Source organism: Roseivirga thermotolerans, from assembly GCF_014653175.1.
Lineage (GTDB): Bacteria > Bacteroidota > Bacteroidia > Cytophagales > Cyclobacteriaceae > Roseivirga > Roseivirga thermotolerans.
The window spans coordinates 35,299-49,930 of record NZ_BNAG01000001.1; the positions used below are offsets into that span (position 1 = coordinate 35,299).

A 14,632-nucleotide genomic window follows, 5' to 3' on the forward strand; every position below is an offset into this window, starting at 1 on the left:
GAATTAAGTACAGAAAGGGCCGTTTCGGAGCCTGCATGGGTACTTCTCACCGCATTTGGGTACTGAGAATAACCATAAGCTTTCGAAACAGCCCTTTTTTATTGGTATTACCCCAGACCCACCTCTAAATCCTCCCCTTATGAAAAACACCCTGCATATACTGAACGGAGATAGTACTCTTTCCATTTTTAACCAATGTTCAATTGCCGGAGACACCTTTGTATGGAGAGAAGTATTGGCTGAAGGACCGGTGAGCCACTTGATAGGATCAGACGCTTTTTGGTTGGAAAGAGAAGCGTTTATGACCAGCTTCTTTGAGCTAAAACCTAACCAATATAGAGAGGAAGTAAAGGCTCCATTTGAACAAATGGCCTCTCAAATTACCCACTATGAAGAAGTTGTGCTCTGGTTTGAATATGATTTGTTTTGTCAAATCAACATGTTGGCACTTATTGAGTGGCTGGGACAAAGGCGTGAAGCCGGACAGACTATTTCACTGGTTTGTGCAGGAAAAGTACCGGGCGAAGATCAACTGAAAGGGCTTGGCCAGTTAAACCCTGAGCATTATAATGAGCTGTTCAATAGCCGACTAAAACTCAATACCCGTGAGTTTGTGTTTGCAGCCGATGTATTTAAACTCTATTGCTCTCCACAGCACAATGAACTCTTTACTTACATTATTCTGCCTTCGCAGGAATTCCCCTATCTCTCAGAGGCCCTACAGGCACACTTCAGGCGATTTCCCTACCAGTCCATTGGACTGAACGAGATTGAACAGCAGATAATACGCCTCGCTCCTCAGTGCCAGTCGCAGCACCAGTTGGTGGGCAAATTGCTTCAATGGCAAACCACCTATGGCTTTGGCGACTCACAGTATTTTAGCTATCTCAATTACCTGTCTTCACTTTTTGAATCGACAGAGCCTCTAAAACTAAAAACAGAGCCCGAATTGAGCTCTGCTATAAATAAGCTTAATCGTAGTTCAGCCCTTGGTGGCACCTCATTAAATGATTGGATCTACGACCCGCAAGCAGAAGAACTGCTTAGCGCACCTTAGTATCGAGCCGTACCCGGCCATCATTGATTCTAATTTCTACATCGGCACTGCCTCCCGGCAACGACAAGCGCACCCGATTATCGGTTTCTTCTTGTACCGTAAAGCCCATGCCTGAGTTTACGCGGCCATCGTCTTTGCTAATGAGAAACTTTCCTCCCCCACTTAGCACGGTAAACTCTATATTGGCATCATCAGACCGAATGTCATATACGCCATTGTCGGCTAGGGTGGTTTCTAACGAAACATTCCCATCTTCTATGACAATTTCCAGTTCCGTAAAGGCTGCATTCCTAATGTCGAGGTCGCCATCCTCGCTATTGGCGTAAAAGCGCCCTGTTCCACCGGCCAATCGCAAGTCGCCATCTTCCAGACGCACATCTATATTGCTGCTTTTTGTATCGTAAATATCAATATCGCCATCCTCACTGCTTATGCTAATGGCCCCGTGTATACTTTTAATAATGTAGTCATCATCTTCGCCCCGCACACGCAGCGAACCATTGCTTGGCATTTCTATCACTATTTCGTATTCGGTACGAAAAGAGCCCATGCTAAAAGACACCGAACCAGAGCGTCTTTCTTCAATAAACAGATCACCTCCTTTTTCTTCTACTTCAACGCTAAACCTTCTTCGGCCGGAACGGATGCCATTCACCTGTTCAAACCGATCTATTTTCACGTGCACATCGCTTCTGTCGGTACCTGTAATCCGAACATCAGCATCTGACGAAACCAGGTGCACCGTTCCGTTGGCACCGAGGGCATAAACTTGATCCAGATGAAATTCGCCTTCTTTCTGGGCTTGAAGGTTATTAGTGGCCAGCAGCATCAGTACTATTCCACAAATACTAAACAGTTGTTTCATGCTATTTTGAGTTTGAGTTGAATGCTGAATTTAGCAAAATCCAACCACAGTAGCACTTCTACCGCTTTCTTCTGCCTCTCTTTTTGGGTTTCGAAGGGTTGGAAAACTTCTTCTTCTTTTCGTGAAAAGCCCCCTGAAACGTAGGATCCATCTTCTTTCTGTAAGTATCTAAAGCGCGGGCTATTTCCTGTTGCTCAGCAAAAGGAGTCTTTTCAATGGTTACTTGCGGAGGTATAGCAGCCCGTGGAATGTCTTGCCGAATGATCTTCTCAATTCTGGGCACATGTACCATTTCTATTTCATTGGCAAATGTAATCGCCTGCCCTTCTTGTTCGGCCCTTCCCGTTCGGCCAATGCGATGCACATAATCTTCATAAATAAGAGGCAGGTCGAAATTAATGACGTGAGACACCATTGAAATGTCCATTCCTCTAGCGGTAACATCGGTAGAAACCAACACGCGTATATCGCCTTCTTTAAACTCATTTACGGCATTGATCCTGCTATTCTGCCCTTTGTTGGCATGCACAACGCGTACGGGGCCAAGCTCCTTTCGTTCAATATACTTGGCAATGTTATCGGCACTCGACTTGGTTTTCACAAAAACAATGACCCGCGAGAAGTCGGGGCTCTCCAAAAAATGAATGAGCAAATTGATTTTTGTTTTGAAGTTGGGCACCTCATAGAGTACCTGATCTATGGTTTCGGCCACCGTGGCCTGAGGAGCCACTTCAATGCGCTCAGGAAATTCCAAAAATTCCTCGGTGAGTTTCACTACCTTATCGGCCATGGTAGCCGAAAACAACATGTTCTGCCGTTTGCGCGGAACCACCTCCAGTATTCTCCTGATCTGAGGTAGAAAACCCATGTCCATCATTTTATCGGCCTCATCCAGAATGAGAGTCTTTATACCCTTCGGCACTATATGCCCTTTGGAATAGATATCCAGAAAACGACCGGGGGTGCTGATGAGCACATCGACCCCTTTTTCCACTTCTTCAATCTGTGTCTTAGGCCCAACACCCCCATACAGGGCTGCCATTCTGAGGTCGGTATATTTGGCCAAAGCGCTAAAACTTTCAGCTATTTGTAAAACCAGCTCACGGGTAGGTGCAAGAATAAGAGCTCGTGGATGCTCTCCCTGAGCATATTTAACTTTCATTACCAGGGGCGCAACAAAAGCCAGGGTCTTTCCCGTGCCCGTTTGAGCAATACCAAACAAATCGTGTCCGGCCAGAGCCACAGGAATTACCTTAGACTGAATTTCTGTTGGTTTTTCAAACCCCAGGTCATCAATGGCGTTAAGTATTTGTCGATTTAACTTAAGGTCGTCAAATAAATGAGTTTCTGCTGCCATTTTCAGTCGATTCGTATTTGTTTTGCTCTGCAATTACGCTAAAAAACCCCAACTAAATAAAAAGCTTATGGCCTCTACCTTACTACTCAACGGAACCCTGGTAAATGAAGGAAAGATTTTTGAAGCGGATATTCTTATAGCCAACGGGCGAATAGAGCGGATTGGCAAGGACCTTCAGCATGTAGCGGCCGACCAAACCATTGACGCCACCGGCCTGCACATATTGCCGGGGCTTATCGATGATCAGGTGCATTTTCGCGAACCTGGCCTTACCCACAAAGCAGAAATTTATACTGAATCGCGTGCGGCTGTTGCCGGTGGTATTACCTCTTTTATGGAAATGCCCAACACCGTACCCAATACGCTGACACAAGAATTACTACAGCACAAATACGACATTGCCGCCAGAAACAGTATTGCCAATTATAGCTTTTTTATGGGTGCCTCTAACGACAATATCGATGAGGTACTCAAAACCAATCCTAAAAATGTTTGCGGAGTAAAGATTTTCATGGGTTCTTCTACAGGCAATATGCTGGTAGACAACCAAAAAACGCTGGAACATATCTTCAGCAACTCGCCCACGCTAATTGCCACACACTGCGAGTCTGAAGAAATTATAAGGGCCAACACGGCCAAAGCCCGGGAGCAGTATGGTGAGCAGGTACCCATGCACATGCACCCGGTAATTCGGAATGAAGAGGCTTGCTACGCTTCTTCATCGGCTGCCATAGCATTAGCCAAAAAGACAGGAGCGCGCTTGCATATTCTGCATATTTCTACCGGCAAAGAAACATTACAGTTCGACAATAGCATTCCGCTCAAAGAGAAGAAAATTACGGCAGAGGCCTGTGTACACCATTTGTGGTTTACAGACGCTGATTATGCGGAAAAGGGCAGCCTGATTAAGTGGAACCCGGCCGTAAAAACAGCTACAGACAGAGAAATGATTAGGAAAGCGGTGAATGAAAACCGCATAGATGTATTGGCCACAGACCATGCTCCTCACACTTTGGAAGAAAAGCAAAACAGCTACTTTTCAGCTCCTTCGGGTGGTCCTTTGGTGCAACATAACCTACCCGCTTTGCTAGACTTATACCATCAGGGAGTCTTCAGTCTGGAAAAGATAGTGGAGAAATCGGCCCATGCGGTAGCCGAATTGTTTGAGATAACGAACAGGGGCTACATTAGAGAAGGCTATCAGGCCGACCTTGTGGTGGTTAACCTGAACAAAGCCTGGGAGGTTCACCCATCGAACCTGCTGTATAAATGTGGCTGGTCGCCCTTCGAAGGCCACCAATTTAAAGCCAGTGTAGAAAAGACTTTTGTAAACGGACACCTGGTGTATAGTGACGGACAGGTAATTGAAGGCACTACGGGAGAAAGACTTTTATTTTCTCGATAATTTCAAAAGAGGTTATTTGCAAATTCGCATCTAACACTTACTTTTGCAGACCCAAACACCTACGGTGTTTAAACGGTGGTTGTAGTTCAGTTGGTTAGAACGCCTGATTGTGGTTCAGGAGGTCGTGGGTTCGAGTCCCATCTTCCACCCTTAAAAGCCAGTTACGCAAGTAGCTGGCTTTTTTTGTTTGCAGAAACATTTTTCATTTTGGAGATAGAAACAAACTCAATACACCAACCCATCAAAAGCTCTACGGCAACCTTGCTTTAATCCCCTTTGACTTCAGGTGTATATGCATCATCCTTCCCTACCGCTTTTTCGAAAATTTAAAGCTTCTTTGAACTATATGTACGTACATATAGTTTGATGACTATTACTTGAAAGAAAAGAAAAATGGAAACAGCAACTAAAACATTGTGGAAAATTGATCCAACGCATAGCGAGGTTCAGTTTAAAGTAAAACACCTGGTTATTTCAACCGTAACTGGGCAATTCAACCGTTTTGAAGGCAGCCTTGAGGCTGAGTCTGACGATTTTGATGGCGCCACTGCGGGGTTCACTCTGGAAACCACCAGCGTAGACACCAACCAATCCGATCGGGACAATCACCTAAAAAGTGTCGACTTCTTTGATGCAGAAAAATTCCCTCACATTACGTTTAAGGGCTCTTTGAAAAAAGTAGCCGATAACCAATACAAACTGGCCGGACCACTCACCATCAAGGGCATTACCAAAGAAGTGGAGCTCGATGTGGAACATGGAGGCACTATGGTAGACGGTTACGGACAAACCAAGGCCGGATTCGAGATTAGCGGATCTATTGACCGAAAAGAGTTTGGTTTAACCTGGAGCATGGTTACTGAGGCCGGTGGTGTAGTAGTTGGCGATCGGGTAAAGCTTCAGCTAAACATTCAGCTTACTCAAGCCTAAACACCTATGCTAGTCAATAAGCTACTGCCCTGCTCCCAACTTTTGGGACGGGGCTTTTCTATAGCCCCTTTAACACTGCCTGCCTTCTAAGCCCAACAGCCCCTGCTTGGTCTCTTGCAGATCGCTGGGGCTATGTTTATATCGCTTTATGCGACTAAAGGCATTGAACACTCCCTGATCGTTGAGTCGTACAATTCGCTCCGAATTAACAATGCACACAGATGCCACTGCCGGATCGATAGGCCGCAGGCCGCGAAGAGCCACGTTAGTAGATTCTCCATTGCAGTTGGAAAATAGTAGCAGGTTGGCCGAAAGGTTTTCCACTTCAAATTGGGCATGCTCACCAATGGTGCCAACATGCAATATTTCAGCGCAATTGTTTTTGAGCTTCAGGATATCGAACCTTTCCGGGCAAATAAATATGGTAGACTTAAACGAATTCTTCTGAATGTCTCCGTTGTAGCTCAGACTGGCTTGCATTATGTGGTTTTCACAACCTAACTCGATGGACTCAAACACCTCGTTGTGTTCAATGACCAGCGAATTAATGGCAGAGGCACCAATTGTCACCGACTTGGCCTGAACAGACTTCTTTACTTCGAACTGAAGCACCTCCGTCTGCTTTACAGACAGATGTCTAAAATCGCAGGCTCGAAGACTAAGCTTCCCAATTTTGGAACCTGAAAAACTCAGGTCGCCTGAAAAACGACAATTGCGAAAGCTCAACTCCTGGAAAACACTGTCTCTGAAATGAATGTCGTATGGAAAATGTAGACCCTCAAGCTTTACCTTGTCCACGAGCCGCACCGGGTATTGCGATATACGAAACTCCAGATCTTCACCTTTCAGTATTTTGAGAAATTGTCTGCTATTGATGGTCCTCATGCCAATGCCTTTTGCAACAAAAACAATGCCCCATAATTAGTCGGTCTGCCCGGACTTGACAATACCTAAATCTGGGTATATGTAGAAATAGCCCTTCTTTTGGGTCAAAGGTGTTGCAAGCAATTGTAATAAGCAACTTTTCCTTTCATCACACATATCGGACATTATGCGGAATTTAAGGGCTATATACTTGATTTTGTGCGCTTTAAATATTTCCTTCGTGTCGTTCCCTAATTCAGCGAACTTCTTGTAAAATTTAGTTTACTCACTAAAAACCAGACTTAACGAATGAAGACAACCTATGCATTGTCGCATGTAATAGAATATGACCCCACTGAAAAGACGCTCCTTGAGGAGATAAAAAAATGGGTCGACTCTAATATGATGATGATGGACAATAGGTTTATCTGGAAGGTGGGTCTTGCCACCAGTGAGGACATTGTAAAAGTTGCCGGTAAGGTACGGAGCGATTATGAATGTAAGCACTTTAAATACTGGCGTTGCGAATCTTTCCGGCTGGCTATACATACCCTGAGCAAGCTCACCAAGTATCCGTTCATTTTTAAGTCGAATCTTAACCAATATTCAGGCAAGGGTGTATATATATTCGTATACAAAGCCCCATGCCCTTCAAAAAATCTCTTTTATCACACGCTTCACTATTAGACTTTTTCTGATTTCCTTATCTTCATAAGGCAATGAACGAAGAGTTAGAGCACTTTTTTGAACAACCACTGAGCGAGCAGATTGAATATTTGTATAGAAATGGTGCCTTTCAATTGGCCATTCGTTACTATGGCTACAAAGTAAATCTCTATTTGCTGGAAAACATCTTTGTGGAAGTGTTCTACAATCACAAACTAGACCGCATAGAAAGCATTCAACCGTTAGACTACCAGCATTCGCGTATGAAGTTTTATGCCGATCAGATACAGATTGGAAGTTTGCTAAAGGCCTAGTAAACTTTTATGAATTTGAAGCACCTGTGGTATTACAAGTGCATTTCCCGAATTGTCTATCAGATAGTCGGCCAGTTTTTTCCGCTGAGCATCCCCCACCTGTCTCTCCATAATATCTTCTACCTGTTGCCTGTTGCGCTGTTCGTCTCTGAGTAACACACGTTCCAGCCGTACCGCCCTAGGTGCCATTACGCAAATGGTCTGATCCAACTGCTTGTAGCTCTCTGTTTCAAAAAGTAGTGCCGCTTCTTTGAGCACATAAGGCACCGACTGATAACCAGCCGCCCATTGATCGAAGTCCTGAGCCACAGCCGGGTGTACCAAACTATTGAGTATGGCCAGTTCTTGAGGGTTGGAGAATACTCTTGAAGCCAAATAGCTTCTATTCAATTCGCCATTTGGCAAATAACTCTCCGCACCAAAGGCTTCAGCAATGCCCTGTCTCAGGGTATCGCTCTCTATCATCAATTGTTTACCCCGATCGTCTGCATAATACACCGGCACACCCAACAGTTGAAACATTTTGGTCACGGTAGATTTTCCGGAACCTATGCCCCCGGTAATACCAATTAAGCGTGGCTTATTCATTTCGGGTTACTTTCACTGTTTGTGGCTCGGCACTCACCTGACGGTATGCCTTGTTCAAAACCTGTATTCTCAAGCGAATGGTAGAATCTGCCGACATTTCCCGATACCTGGCCTGTACCGTCATTGGCAATGAATCGGTGGCATCAAACGCTGTTTCGGGTACTTTAAAACGAACCCTTACTTTTTGAGGGCTTGGGCCATAACCCTGCGGAAATCCTCTTGTCTCAACAGCAAGCTCTGAGTCCATAGATAGCATGCGCACAACCAGAAAACTCACTTGTACCGAATTGGTAGAGGCCTCTACCCATTCCGGTAGTTGTGGCAGGTCTATATCATCTTCAAAGTCGGCCGAAACATCATCAATTGCTTTTCTGAGCCAAAGGGTATCCCCAATTTCTTCCAGAGCAGACTGTGGGCCTGTGAGCGTAATGGTAGACGGAGTCAAGACCATGTCTGAGCTCCTAATGTAGTTTTCGTTGAGCGATACAGCGGCCGTATCGTATTGCACAAAAACCTCACGGGTTACCTTCCGCTCTATTTTATAGCGTAGCGTATCACTTAAAAAATAGTTGACAGAAAGGGGCTCCAGTTCGGGCATAATTTCCGAGCGCAAACCGGCTGTGAGCAAATAGCCCGATTCTGTAGGGCGATCTATCCGAATTTGAACCGGCTTCATTTTGAAACCGAATGAACGCGTCATTAAATCCCAGCCTCCACCGGAAACCTCTATGGGAATTCGCGTAGGCAGGGGTTCTGTGGCTATGTATTGTGTTTGGTCGTATTCAATGGCCACTGGATAGTTGATCCTGGTTACGTAATCGTTCTTATTCAGGGCGTTGAAAAACCAAAAGGTGGTAGACAGCGCAAAGCATATCAGTACCACCTTTATTTTTTCGTCTTTCGTGCTCGGAGCGTTGAAAGACCTTCTGAGCTTATCGAGTATGTCTTCAGCCTTGCTCAAGACTATGCTTTTTCATTGGCTCTTTTACTAGCTTCTAAAGAAATGGAAGATTTCTCGAAAGTGATTTTCACTCCTTTATCTACCTCTAGTGTCACCGTATCGTCAGTAAGGGCATAAACCTTACCGTGCATACCTCCAATGGTCACTATGTTATCTCCCTTTTTTATCTCATTGATAAAATTCTTCTGATCTTTTTGCTTTTTCTGTTGCGGACGGATCATGAAGAAATAAAAAACAAGAGCAATTCCACCAAACAATACCAACTGCTGAATCCATCCACCACCTTGTGGAGCCGGTTGCTGTACTAAAATATTATGTATCATATTCTTTTAAGGATTATGGCACCGGAATGGCATTGGTTTCCACGAAACCTCTCAGGCTCAAACGAACCTGCCGTGGGTTAGTGTTGGCCACTACGGTAATTACCGGGCTCTGCTGCCCTGATTTTCCCTTGCTATCAAAGCGCACTACAATTTCTCCTGTACCTCCCGGAGGAATAGGCTCTTTGGTATGGTTAGGTACTGTACAACCGCAAGAGGCCGAAGTACTCTGAATTTGAAGATCTTCTGTGCCATTGTTAGTAAACTTGAAGGTATAGTTTACTACCTCGCCCTGCTTAATGGTTCCAAAATTATATACTGTGGTTTCCCAATCGAAAGAGGCATTGGAAGCCAGGTTGTTTTCTATGCCCTGGGCCGATCCGTTGGTATTTGGAGTAGATACCACCCCTCTGGACACGTTGCCATTTTCCAACTGATTCACCCTTCTTTCCAGATTGGCCAATCGCTTTTCCATTTCGGAATTTCCACAGCCGGACAGCAACAGTAAGAATGCCCCCAGGCTTAGAATAGAAACTTTAGTTTTCATGTGTAATCGTTTTAGTTTTTATTGATATAACGAAACTGAGTAAACTGAATTCCTGCTTCCTCCAACGTCACTGGTTTACTCTCAGGTTCTTTGATTATGCTTTTTCACCAGACTTAATCTGACCTATCAGGTCATCGACATCGGTCAGTAGTTGTTCGGCCTTTTTACGGGCATCAGAAACCACCTTCTTACCTTCTTCTTTGGCCGAAGAAGACACTTCTACCTTGCCATTGATAAGGTCTTCAAGCAAGTCTTCAAGCTGCTTTTTGTACTTATCTAACTGGTAGCTCAACTTGTCTCTGGTGTTGGAGCCCTTATCTGGAGCATATAAGATTCCAAGGATTGCTCCTGTGGCCGCTCCTAATACGAATGCTAATAAATTGCTCGACCCTCTATTCATACTATTTATTGTCTAATAATCCTCTTCCTGATTTTTTCAAGACCCCTTGCTCTTTTAGTTCGTTGGAAATCACATCCAGAATGCCATTTACGAACTGTTTGCTCTTTGGGGTACTATAATTTTTCGAAAGCTCAATATACTCATTAATGGTCACCTTAACAGGTATATTTCTGAAATTCAGCATTTCAGCAATGGCCATTTTCAGAATAATTTGATCGGTATTGGCTAAACGATCTACCTCCCAATTTTTAGTTTTGGCGGCAATCATTTGAGCATATTCCTCCTCGTTTTCTACTGTGCAATCGAGTATTTTCTCAAAAAACTCTTTGTCTTCCTCCCAGTTATTGGAGAAATCGGGTAAATCGAACCCTTTCGGATCTGAATCTTCTTCAACGTCCCGGATAGAACGGGTAACGAGACTCCTGACAATAGGTTTATTTTCTTTCCAGTGAATGTCTTTTTCTTCAAAAAACGACAGTATCACTTCTGCTTTAAACACCAGGTCTTTGATCAGGTGATCTACCACAGCTTTATCATCTTCGAAAGTCGGATTGGCGGTTCTTCTATACTCGCCAAAGGTTTCGTCTTTCTTAACGATTTCCTTATACCAGTTTTTGTAGTTGTCTTCTTCCTCCTCCCAGGAGATGTTTCGCTTTACCAGAGCCACCTGCACCTTGGAGCTATTTCGAAAGAAGTCGATCACCTTGTTTTTGGCAAGGTTAAAATCGCCACTTAACAGCCTTTCGGGTGAGAGCTTCTGTTTCTTATCGGCTTCCACTTTACTGTGGTCGGACCAGGTAACTAGCAAACTGATAATCCATAGAAAGTAATCGACCAAAGACTCTGCATCTATGATCATATCTTTCTTTAGTCTTTCCAGATCTTTGCGCGAATTTTCCAGATAGTTCTTATGAGCCAATTCTACCACCCGCTCTACTTCTGCAGAAAATGTTTCGGAAGTATTGAGTGGCGAACCGTATACTTTGTGCCTTAGCAAGCTCTTGGCTTGTTTGGCATCGGCCTTTAGTTTCACCTTGTCTTGTGGCTCCATAGAGTTGAGGTCTGGTTGAAAGGCCTCCTCTATTTCTGCTAAGCCAATGTTGTAATTGGCTTCTTTACATTGACCCAGAGCGAACAAGGTCTGCATTACTTTGACTCTAAGAGATCTCCTGTTGAGCATTTCAGAATGTATGAGAACGTTAAAATAAACAGCAGTGAATGGTTTTTCCAACCACTCACTGATTAATTAAAATGAAAGTTTTACGTTTCCTACGTCAGCAATTCGTTTTTCGGCTATTCTCATAGCGGCTTGCTGGGTAGGAATTCCTTCGTTTTCAGCAAGGCTAAAAATATTCAGGGTAGTGTCGTATATCTTCTCTGTCCAGCTGTAGGCTTGCTCTTTATTGTAAGCACCCTTTAGCTCGGAAGAAATATTTATAATTCCCCCTGCGTTGATCACAAAATCAGGAGCATAAACTATTCCCTTATCTACCAGCATGTGGCCGTGTTTAACCTCATCTTTCAACTGGTTGTTGGCAGCCCCTGCAATTACCTGCGCTTTTAGTCGGCCAATGGTTTCATCATTAATAGTGGCTCCCATGGCACAGGGCGCATAAATATCCACATCAAGATCGTAGATTTCGTCCATGCCCACAACTTGTGCTCCTTGTTCTTTGGCTATTTTAGCAAGCCTGGCTTCATTAATATCGGTTATAAAAACCTGAGCATTTTCTTTTACCAGATGCTCTACCAGATACATGCCTACCTGGCCTACTCCCTGAACAGAGACTTTTTTGCCATTCAGTGAGTCTGAACCGAATGCCCTTTTGGCTGCGGCCTTCATACCCATGTATACACCATAGGCTGTTACAGGCGATGGGTCTCCGCTTCCGCCCATTTCTACGGGCAAACCAGTAACGTGAGGAGTTTCCATATGGATGTACTCCATGTCGCTGGTTTTCATGTTCATGTCTTCAGCGGTAATGTATTTACCGTTGAGGCTATTCACAAACTTTCCAAACCTGCGAAGGAATGCTTCGTTTTTCAGTTGCTTCGGATCGCCAATGATTACGGCTTTTCCTCCTCCCAAATTGAGGCCGGAAACAGCCGCTTTGTATGTCATTCCTCTGGAAAGCCTAAGCACATCTATCACTGCTTCTTCTTCTGAGGCGTAGTTCCAGAAACGTGTTCCTCCCAGTGCAGGTCCCAGAACTGTATTGTGAATTCCAATGATGGCTTTCAGACCGGTAGCTTCATCGTTGCAAAACACCACTTGCTCGTGGCCCATACCAGCTACCTCTTCAAAAATTGAGACACTTTTGGTTTTACCCTCGGCCTTAACTTCTTCCATTACGTTCATAATATAGTTTACTTTATATTTGCCGCGGCTCCAACGAAATTGGATCACAGACCGCAAAAGTAACCAAAAGATCGACATCTTCTAAGGATAATGACGATGGCGGCAACCTTTAGCAAAGCACTGCTGTTTAGAATATCGTGAAAGAACTTAAGCACCTCAACAAATACCTTCTCAAGTACAAATGGCTACTCATACTTGGGTTTATTTTTTTGGTTATCTCCAATTATTTTGGTGTATGGCCGGCTAAAGTAGTACGTTATGCTATAGACTATGTGACCGATAGTTTTAGGGTATATCGTTTGTTCGAAGGTTCCGGACTCAGCGAATCGGTGTTCGATAAACTTGAGGTGGGAGTGCTTATTCTGGGTGGAATAATGATTTTAATGGCCTTTTTGAGAGGCTTTTTCCTCTTTTTGGTCAGGCAAACGATCATTGTAATGTCTCGGAAAATCGAGTATGACCTGAAAAACGAGGTTTTCGAGCAGTATCAGAACCTTCCACTAAGCTTTTACCGAAAGAATAATACGGGCGATTTAATGAACCGCATCTCTGAAGATGTGAGCCAGGTAAGAATGTATCTTGGTCCGGGCATTATGTATGGCATTAACCTACTGGTGCTGTTCCCAATGGTGATTTATGAGATGCTCAGAGTGAACGTGGAGCTTACGATTTATGCTCTTCTTCCGTTGCCTGTACTTTCATTGAGCATTTACTTTGTAAACAATGTCATCAACAAACGATCGGAAAAGATTCAGGAAAGTCTTTCCGACCTTTCTACCTCGGTGCAGGAAGCTTTTTCGGGCATTCGGGTACTCAAGGCTTTTGTACGAGAGAAAGACTCGGCTGCCAAATTTGCCAACGAGAGCGAAAAGTATAAACACCGTTCGCTAAAGCTCACTTTCGTCAACGCTCTTTTTTTTCCGCTCATAATGGCGCTCATTGGCCTTAGCGTTTTGCTGACTATTTATATTGGTGGAACCAAGGTTATTCAGGGGGAGATAACTTACGGCAATATTGCGGAGTTTGTGATTTATGTAAACATGCTCACCTGGCCGGTGACTGCTCTCGGTTGGATAACCAGCATTAATCAGCGGGCTGCTGCATCACAAAAACGAATCAATCAGTTTTTGCAGGAAACCAACCACATTCAAAGTACCGAAAACCTCCAACGCGACATTAAGGGAGATGTAAGCTTCGATAATGTGAGCTTTGTATATCCTGACTCGGGTATCCGGGCATTACAAAACGTTTCGTTCGATGTAAAGGCGGGACAATCTATCGCTATTATTGGCACTACGGGGTCAGGAAAAAGCACCATTGCTAACCTGATGCTGCGTTTGTACGATAGCTCATCAGGATCTATTACCATAGATGGGAAGGACATTAGGGCGTACAACATTTCCAATATGCGTGATCAAATGGGCTATGTTCCGCAAGATGTATTCCTGTTTTCTGACACTATTCAGAACAACATTGCTTTTGGCAGTAACAGTATTAGCTACGAGCAGGTGGTGCAGGCGGCCAAGGATGCTGATTTGTACGATAACATTACGGACTTTCCGAAAGGGTTGCAAACCATGTTGGGGGAGCGAGGCATAACCCTTTCCGGTGGGCAAAAGCAGAGGGCATCCATTGCCAGGGCCATAGTGCGCAACCCAAAGATTCTCATCTTAGACGATGCCCTCTCGGCCGTTGACACCAATACTGAAAACACCATCTTGAACAGCCTTTCGCGTATAATGAAGGGCCGAACTACGGTAATCATTTCTCACAGGGTATCTTCGGCCAAGCTGGCCGATAAGATCATTGTGCTAGACGATGGCAAAATCATAGAGCAAGGCACAAATGAGTCTTTACTGGCCTTGAATGGCGTTTATAAAGAGCTTTACGATAAGCAGCTTAAAGAAAAAGAATCGGTTGAATAGGCCATTGGCCATGCAAACCCTATAAACTCGTGACCTGAGGCTTTTGGTGGGCTATACCCCACTCTCCGGAGCAA

Annotated in this window: 16 protein-coding genes and 1 tRNA gene; 7 read left to right on the plus strand and 10 right to left on the minus strand. The window is 44.3% G+C overall.

Annotated features, from left to right (window positions below):
• The first annotated feature begins 139 nt into the window (after positions 1 to 139).
• Positions 140 to 1,057, plus strand: a complete 918-nt coding sequence (locus tag IE164_RS00120) for a hypothetical protein (protein ID WP_189628154.1) — start codon at positions 140 to 142, stop codon at positions 1,055 to 1,057.
• On the opposite strand, the gene IE164_RS00125 is transcribed toward IE164_RS00120, so the two are convergent.
• The gene (locus tag IE164_RS00125; protein WP_189628155.1) at positions 1,044 to 1,922 is read right to left on the minus strand and encodes a DUF4097 family beta strand repeat-containing protein; all 879 of its coding nucleotides are present in this window, start codon (positions 1,920 to 1,922) and stop codon (positions 1,044 to 1,046) included. The two genes, IE164_RS00120 and IE164_RS00125, sit on opposite strands and share 14 nt — an antisense overlap.
• A 58-nt stretch (positions 1,923 to 1,980) precedes the next feature.
• Positions 1,981 to 3,279 (minus strand): DEAD/DEAH box helicase, encoded by a 1,299-nt coding sequence (locus tag IE164_RS00130; RefSeq protein ID WP_189628156.1) that lies wholly within the window; start codon positions 3,277 to 3,279, stop codon positions 1,981 to 1,983.
• 67 nt (positions 3,280 to 3,346) lie between these two features.
• Here IE164_RS00130 and IE164_RS00135 point away from each other — a divergent pair, with 67 nt between their 5' ends.
• From IE164_RS00135 to IE164_RS00145, 3 genes are all read left to right on the plus strand, one after another.
• On the plus strand, positions 3,347 to 4,684 hold the full coding sequence (locus IE164_RS00135) for a dihydroorotase (RefSeq protein WP_189628157.1): 1,338 nt from the start codon (positions 3,347 to 3,349) through the stop codon (positions 4,682 to 4,684).
• A gap of 74 nt (positions 4,685 to 4,758) precedes the next feature.
• Positions 4,759 to 4,834, plus strand: a tRNA-His gene (locus IE164_RS00140).
• 243 nt (positions 4,835 to 5,077) lie between these two features.
• Positions 5,078 to 5,614: a YceI family protein gene (locus IE164_RS00145; RefSeq protein WP_189628158.1), complete on the plus strand. Its 537-nt coding sequence runs from the start codon at positions 5,078 to 5,080 to the stop codon at positions 5,612 to 5,614.
• Positions 5,615 to 5,683: 69 nt separating this feature from the next.
• On the opposite strand, the gene IE164_RS00150 is transcribed toward IE164_RS00145, so the two are convergent.
• Entirely contained in the window at positions 5,684 to 6,499 is an 816-nt protein-coding gene (locus IE164_RS00150; protein ID WP_189628159.1) for a pentapeptide repeat-containing protein, read from the minus strand.
• A 288-nt stretch (positions 6,500 to 6,787) separates the two neighbouring features.
• Here IE164_RS00150 and IE164_RS00155 point away from each other — a divergent pair, with 288 nt between their 5' ends.
• Both IE164_RS00155 and IE164_RS00160 read left to right on the plus strand, forming a co-directional pair.
• On the plus strand, positions 6,788 to 7,165 hold the full coding sequence (locus tag IE164_RS00155) for a hypothetical protein (RefSeq protein WP_189628160.1): 378 nt from the start codon (positions 6,788 to 6,790) through the stop codon (positions 7,163 to 7,165).
• A 32-nt stretch (positions 7,166 to 7,197) separates the two neighbouring features.
• Positions 7,198 to 7,458, plus strand: coding sequence for a hypothetical protein (locus IE164_RS00160; RefSeq protein WP_189628161.1), 261 nt, complete (start codon positions 7,198 to 7,200; stop codon positions 7,456 to 7,458).
• On the opposite strand, the gene coaE is transcribed toward IE164_RS00160, so the two are convergent.
• From coaE to IE164_RS00195, 7 genes are all read right to left on the minus strand, one after another.
• Positions 7,447 to 8,046, minus strand: coding sequence for a dephospho-CoA kinase (gene coaE, locus IE164_RS00165; protein WP_189628162.1), 600 nt, complete (start codon positions 8,044 to 8,046; stop codon positions 7,447 to 7,449). The genes IE164_RS00160 and coaE overlap by 12 nt on opposite strands.
• Positions 8,039 to 9,007, minus strand: coding sequence for a YbbR-like domain-containing protein (locus IE164_RS00170; protein WP_189628163.1), 969 nt, complete (start codon positions 9,005 to 9,007; stop codon positions 8,039 to 8,041). The genes coaE and IE164_RS00170 overlap by 8 nt, the downstream gene beginning before the upstream one ends.
• A 2-nt stretch (positions 9,008 to 9,009) precedes the next feature.
• Positions 9,010 to 9,330, minus strand: a complete 321-nt coding sequence (gene yajC / locus IE164_RS00175; protein WP_189628164.1) for a preprotein translocase subunit YajC — start codon at positions 9,328 to 9,330, stop codon at positions 9,010 to 9,012.
• Positions 9,331 to 9,343: 13 nt separating this feature from the next.
• Positions 9,344 to 9,874, minus strand: a complete 531-nt coding sequence (locus tag IE164_RS00180) for a DUF1573 domain-containing protein (protein ID WP_189628165.1) — start codon at positions 9,872 to 9,874, stop codon at positions 9,344 to 9,346.
• A 94-nt stretch (positions 9,875 to 9,968) separates the two neighbouring features.
• Positions 9,969 to 10,274: a YtxH domain-containing protein gene (locus IE164_RS00185; protein WP_189628166.1), complete on the minus strand. Its 306-nt coding sequence runs from the start codon at positions 10,272 to 10,274 to the stop codon at positions 9,969 to 9,971.
• Between the two features lies 1 nt (position 10,275).
• Positions 10,276 to 11,421, minus strand: a complete 1,146-nt coding sequence (nusB, locus tag IE164_RS00190) for a transcription antitermination factor NusB (protein WP_189628167.1) — start codon at positions 11,419 to 11,421, stop codon at positions 10,276 to 10,278.
• A 99-nt stretch (positions 11,422 to 11,520) separates the two neighbouring features.
• Entirely contained in the window at positions 11,521 to 12,624 is a 1,104-nt protein-coding gene (locus tag IE164_RS00195; protein WP_189628168.1) for a Glu/Leu/Phe/Val family dehydrogenase, read from the minus strand.
• Between the two features lie 146 nt (positions 12,625 to 12,770).
• Here IE164_RS00195 and IE164_RS00200 point away from each other — a divergent pair, with 146 nt between their 5' ends.
• On the plus strand, positions 12,771 to 14,558 hold the full coding sequence (locus IE164_RS00200) for an ABC transporter ATP-binding protein (protein ID WP_189628169.1): 1,788 nt from the start codon (positions 12,771 to 12,773) through the stop codon (positions 14,556 to 14,558).
• The last annotated feature ends 74 nt before the right edge of the window (positions 14,559 to 14,632 follow it).